Source organism: Photobacterium sp. Ph5 (assembly GCF_022129445.1).
Lineage (GTDB): Bacteria > Pseudomonadota > Gammaproteobacteria > Enterobacterales > Vibrionaceae > Photobacterium.
In genome coordinates this window covers 229-5,232 of record NZ_JADQAQ010000096.1, presented here as the reverse complement: position 1 = coordinate 5,232, position 5,004 = coordinate 229, and the positions used below count along the sequence as shown (strand labels likewise).

The 5,004-nt window shown below is 39.0% G+C and carries 5 protein-coding genes; 2 read left to right on the top strand and 3 right to left on the bottom strand.

Translation table 11 applies throughout. The features are described from left to right. Positions 1-151 precede the first annotated feature (151 nt). The 3 genes from I3259_RS19885 to murB are packed head-to-tail and all read right to left on the bottom strand — an operon-like array spanning position 152 to position 2,882. Complete coding sequence (locus I3259_RS19885; protein ID WP_238031406.1) at positions 152-883, bottom strand: type III pantothenate kinase; 732 nt, start codon at positions 881-883, stop codon at positions 152-154. Beyond that, positions 883-1,845, bottom strand: a complete 963-nt coding sequence (gene birA / locus I3259_RS19880) for a bifunctional biotin--[acetyl-CoA-carboxylase] ligase/biotin operon repressor BirA (protein ID WP_238031405.1) — start codon at positions 1,843-1,845, stop codon at positions 883-885. The genes I3259_RS19885 and birA overlap by 1 nt, the downstream gene beginning before the upstream one ends. After that, on the bottom strand, positions 1,842-2,882 hold the full coding sequence (gene murB / locus I3259_RS19875; protein WP_238031404.1) for a UDP-N-acetylmuramate dehydrogenase: 1,041 nt from the start codon (positions 2,880-2,882) through the stop codon (positions 1,842-1,844). The genes birA and murB overlap by 4 nt, the downstream gene beginning before the upstream one ends. Before the next feature lie 85 nt (positions 2,883-2,967). On the opposite strand from murB, the gene I3259_RS19870 reads away from it, so the two are divergent. Further along, positions 2,968-3,393: a GNAT family N-acetyltransferase gene (locus I3259_RS19870; RefSeq protein WP_238031403.1), complete on the top strand. Its 426-nt coding sequence runs from the start codon at positions 2,968-2,970 to the stop codon at positions 3,391-3,393. 126 nt (positions 3,394-3,519) lie between these two features. Further along, a complete protein-coding gene (gene pssA / locus I3259_RS19865) occupies positions 3,520-4,869 on the top strand; it encodes a CDP-diacylglycerol--serine O-phosphatidyltransferase (RefSeq protein ID WP_238031402.1) in 1,350 nt (449 codons plus the stop codon). Positions 4,870-5,004 lie beyond the last annotated feature (135 nt).

The following is a 5,004-nucleotide window of genomic DNA, read 5'->3' as shown; positions in this document are numbered from 1 at the left end:
AACTGGTGACCTACTGATTACAAGTCAGTTGCTCTACCTACTGAGCTAAGTCGGCGTTAGTGGTGCGCATTCTAGATAATGATTATTTTTGTTGCAATACCCTAGTGTGTTTTTTTTGTTGTTTTTTATTTAACTGTCGTAATTTTGGGCATTAACGGCGCTTTGCATACAATCCCAACCCTTCAAGTACTAACTCTGATCGATGATAAAAAGGTTTGCACCACGATTTTGGCAGGTGACGAACACCACCACCACATAAAATAACCGCAGGTGCTTCATGCAATTCTGTAGATGCTTGTTTTAAACCAAACTCTATCAACCCAACCAACGCAGCACGACAACCATTTTTTAAACCATCAGCAGTGTTATTTGCGAGTGTTAATGATTCACTATGCTCACTATCTGAAAACACCTTGGTCGTATTATCTAGCACTGATTTCATCATTAACTGATAACCAGGCATAATCCAACCACCAAGATGTTTTCCATTACTATCCATCACATCAAACGTTAATGCGGTACCTATATCAACAATCACCGTAGGTTGCTTAAAATTTTGATGGATAGCCACAAGTGTGAGCCAACGGTCAACACCAAGGTATTGATATTCTGAGTATGCATTAACAACACCGAAATCTTCACGTGCAGTTTTTACTTGAATAACAGGAATATTGGCCATTTGTGCAATACGTTGAATCGTATTATCAACCTCAACCGGCCCTACACTTGCAAAAACAATACGTTCAATATTACCTTCAAGTAACGGCTGTAAAACAAGATCTAATTTTTGGCTTGGGTATTTACCAATTTGTTCAATATGTTCATCTTGAGTAAGTACGGCAACTTTGACATAAGTATTGCCTGCTTCAATTAATAATTGCATCAGCAACCTCTAAGGCTGATTTCACCACCGATATACGGTGTAATACCCGTTTCGGTTTCCAATAATAAAGCCCCTTGAGCATCAATCCCGCGAGCAATACCTTTAATGGTTCGCTCACCGATTAATAATTTTACAGGGCGGTTTAAAAAGTTATCAATTTGGTTCCACCGATCCACAAAGCCAACTAAACCTTGAACTTCATAATCAGAGAGTGTTTGATCAAGGTGTGAGATCAATGTTGCAGCTAAGACATTTCTAGATGGTAAGCTATCACAAGCTTGCGATAATGTTGTCCACGCTTGCGTGATTTCATTTTTCTCTGACAGTGGCATATTAATATTTAGCCCCATCCCAATCACTAAATGCGCAGCATCCCCTGCTTGACCAGTCATTTCAACAAGAATGCCAGCAAGTTTCTTATCCTGATAATAAATATCATTAGGCCACTTAACACGAACGTCATGCGCGCCAAGTTTCTGCAAGGTTTCAGCAATCGCTACACCTACGACTAAACTTAATCCCATTGCCGCCGCCATACCTGCATCTAAGCGCCAATAAATAGAAAGATATAAATTACTACCAAACGGCGAAATCCATTGTCGTCCACGTCGTCCACGGCCAGCTTCTTGATATTCAGCCAAACACACACTACCGCTAGGTAGTTGCCCTACTCTATCTAAAAGATATTGATTGGTTGAATCTATGACAGGAATTAAATCAAGATGAGGACAATTGATCTTCGCTAAAATTTCTAACTTATCGAGTAAATCAATCGCTGATGCAAGGCAATAACCTTTACCTTGTACTCTAAATATATCAAGCCCCCATTGCTGAATCACTTGAATTTGCTTTGCGATTGCAGCACGAGTCATACCTAGAGCTTGCCCTAATACCTCTCCTGAATGAAATTCACCATCAGAGAGTAAGTCAATCAAAGCTAGACGTACTGTATGATCTTTCATTGCAACATCTCGTTGAGGTTTGTTTCTGCATTCTGTGCCATAAAACGCACTTCGTGTTCGAGAGAGACACCAAATTTAGCCATTACAGTATCAACAACACATTGCGCTAACTGAAGTACATCATGCGCCGTTGCATTACCAACATTTGTTAATACTAGTGCTTGCTGCTGATGAATTTTAGCACCACCAATTTGATGTCCTTTTAAACCACATTGATCAATTAACCAACCAGCCGCTAATTTACAATGCTTAGCATCAACAGAATAACTTGGCATATTCGGGTATTCAGCTAAAAGTTCATCACGAGCATTTAGCGAAATAATTGGATTTTTGAAAAAACTACCCGCATTACCGATCACAGTAGGATCAGGTAATTTTTCACGACGAATAGAGCAGACTTCATCAAATATTTCTTTCGCTGTTACCGTATCTAGTGAAAAATTCGCTAATGGGCCATAGCTGATCTGAGGTTGCCAAGCTTTTGTTAAGCGAAAACCAACGGCTGTAATGATGTGATCATTTTTTAATTCGTGTTTGAAAATTGAGTCACGATAGCCAAAACGGCATTCAACGGCGGGAAGACGCGTGACCATACCGGTATTGATATTTAGTACATCAACATAATGACACACATCTTTGATTTCGACACCATAAGCGCCAATATTCTGAATTGGTGAAGATCCGACACAACCAGGAATAAGCGCTAAGTTTTCTAAACCATTAAAACCATTTTCGATCGTCCAAGCAACAAATTTATGCCAGTCTTCACCGCCACCAACATGTAAATCCACATAATTTTCAGTTTCAGTAAATGCTATACCTTTGATGCGATTTAAAACAATAACACCTTGGTAATCTTCACAAAAAAGTAAATTACTCCCCTGACCCACAACTAATTTAGGGCTGTCCTTATACATGTCGTCTTGCCAGATCGTTAGGAAATCTTCAGCACTTGACGCTTCAATAATACTTTTAGCAGAAACATTAATGCCAAAAGTGTGATAAGGCGCTAAACCATTCTCTTGCAAAACTTTCATGTTAATACACAACCAAATCTTTATACTTCTAACTACGAATTGCAGGTATTTTACCTGATCCCATTCAACAACGCAGTGTTTTCCCATGTCTCAAATTATTTATCGTCAGCTTGATCCTATCCGTTTACCTTTAGTTAATAAAATTTATAAGTCATTCTATCCCTCAGGAAAAGCAAAGAGAGATGAAATAATCTGGGTCGCTGAGTCAAACCATAGCATTATTGCATCAGTACGATTTAAAACTATTGATAATATGCAACTACTAACAGGAATGCTTGTCGCCCCAGAATATCGTTTACAGGGTATTGCTTATAAACTCATTGAAGCATGTCGAAGTCAAATAAACCGACAAACATGTTATTGCTTCGCCTTCCAAGAATTAGAAGTGTTTTATCAAAAGTCAGGGTTTCAAACCATTGATAGTGAAACCCTACCCAATAATATAAAGCAACGTTTTCAGCGCTATGCCAATAGCGGTAAAAATCTAATTCCAATGGTATATATCAATTAGGTTACCTCTTAAAACATGAGCAAAAACATATCTAAACACTAGATACATTGACTTCGCTTTTTTTCTGGTATAATTGATCCCTTAATCAAAATTCATCTACTTATAGATCGTGTAAACGAGGCGATAATGGATTCAGCTATTGCTAACAGGCAGCTCATTGAACAACTGCCATGTATTGCGCACAAGCCCGAGAATTTAGAGACTCTTTTTGATGCAAATTCGTTTAGAGAGCGTCTATATCAAGAAATAAAATCAGCTAAAGAACGCATTTACTTAGTTGCTTTATATCTTCAAGATGATGAAGCAGGAAGAGGTGTGCTTACCGCTCTGTATGAAGCTAAGCAGCTCAACCCCGAACTTGATATAAAAGTATTAGTTGATTGGCATAGAGCTCAGCGAGGCTTAATTGGTGCCAGTCAGTCCGATGGTAATGCTGCGCTATATCGTGAATACGCAGAAAAATACCTTCATAAGATTGATGTGCTTGGCGTACCCGTTCGTAATAGGGAAGTATTTGGTGTTCTGCATCTTAAAGGCTTTGTTATTGACGATAATGTGATTTATAGCGGCGCAAGCTTAAATGATGTGTATCTCGCTCAACATAACCGTTACCGTTACGACCGCTACCACGTAATTAAAAATCAAAAGCTAGCTAACAGCATGGCTCAGTTCATTACTACTATACTTGTTGCTAGTAATGCAGTTAACTGCCTCGCACAGCCGGAAAGACCCGATACAAAGTCATTGAAAACGGCTATTCGAGATCTACGTTCAGAGTTACAACAAGCTGCTTACCACTTTGAACCAGATGAAATAGGAAATGACGAGGTAGGACTAACACCTCTTATAGGTTTAGGTAAGCGTAAAAATAAACTTAACCAGGATATTTGTACACTGATTGCAAGTGCACAGTCTGAGCTGACAATTTGTACTCCCTACTTCAACTTTCCAAGAATGGTAAGTCGCGAAGTAAAAAAAGCTCTGAAACGTGGTGTTAAGGTCACAATAGTTGTCGGAGATAAAACCGCGAATGACTTTTATATTCCGCCATCAGAGCCTTTTAAGACCATTGCTGGCTTGCCTTACTTATATGAAGTCAATCTCCGTAATTTTGCCAAGCATAATGAAGCCGCTATTGCACATCGTCAATTAGCGATCCATTTATGGAAACACGATAATAATAGCTTCCATTTAAAAGGCGTTTGGGTTGATCGCCGCTATATGTTAGTCACAGGAAACAACTTGAATCCACGGGCTTGGAAACTTGATCTTGAAAACGCCATTTTAATTCATGACAAAAATCAACTACTCGCAGAGCAACAGCAACGAGAGTTAGATTGTATTCTTGAACATACACAGCTCATAGGTAGTTATAAGCAAATTGAAAAAATTGATAGCTACCCAGCTCAAGTCAAAAAACTTATCACGCGTATTCGCCGCGTAAAAGCCGATCATATTCTAAATCAAATTTTATAATTGGCGCCCTTATCACTGCAGTAACTCTCTACTGCAGTGGTACTCCCCTTGATATTAAATGACAAATACCAATCTGTAGGTCTGTAGGTCTGTAGGTCTGTAGGTCTGTAGGTCTGTAGGTCTGTAGGTCTGTAG

Bases quoted from the DNA above. Each gene is read 5' to 3' on its own strand.
- pssA (WP_238031402.1), top strand. From the start codon at position 3,520: ATGGATTCAGCTATTGCTAACAGGCAGCTCATTGAACAACTGCCATGT.
- I3259_RS19885 (WP_238031406.1), bottom strand. From the start codon at position 883: ATGCAATTATTAATTGAAGCAGGCAATACTTATGTCAAAGTTGCCGTA.
- I3259_RS19870 (WP_238031403.1), top strand. From the start codon at position 2,968: ATGTCTCAAATTATTTATCGTCAGCTTGATCCTATCCGTTTACCTTTA.
- birA (WP_238031405.1), bottom strand. From the start codon at position 1,845: ATGAAAGATCATACAGTACGTCTAGCTTTGATTGACTTACTCTCTGAT.
- murB (WP_238031404.1), bottom strand. From the start codon at position 2,882: ATGAAAGTTTTGCAAGAGAATGGTTTAGCGCCTTATCACACTTTTGGC.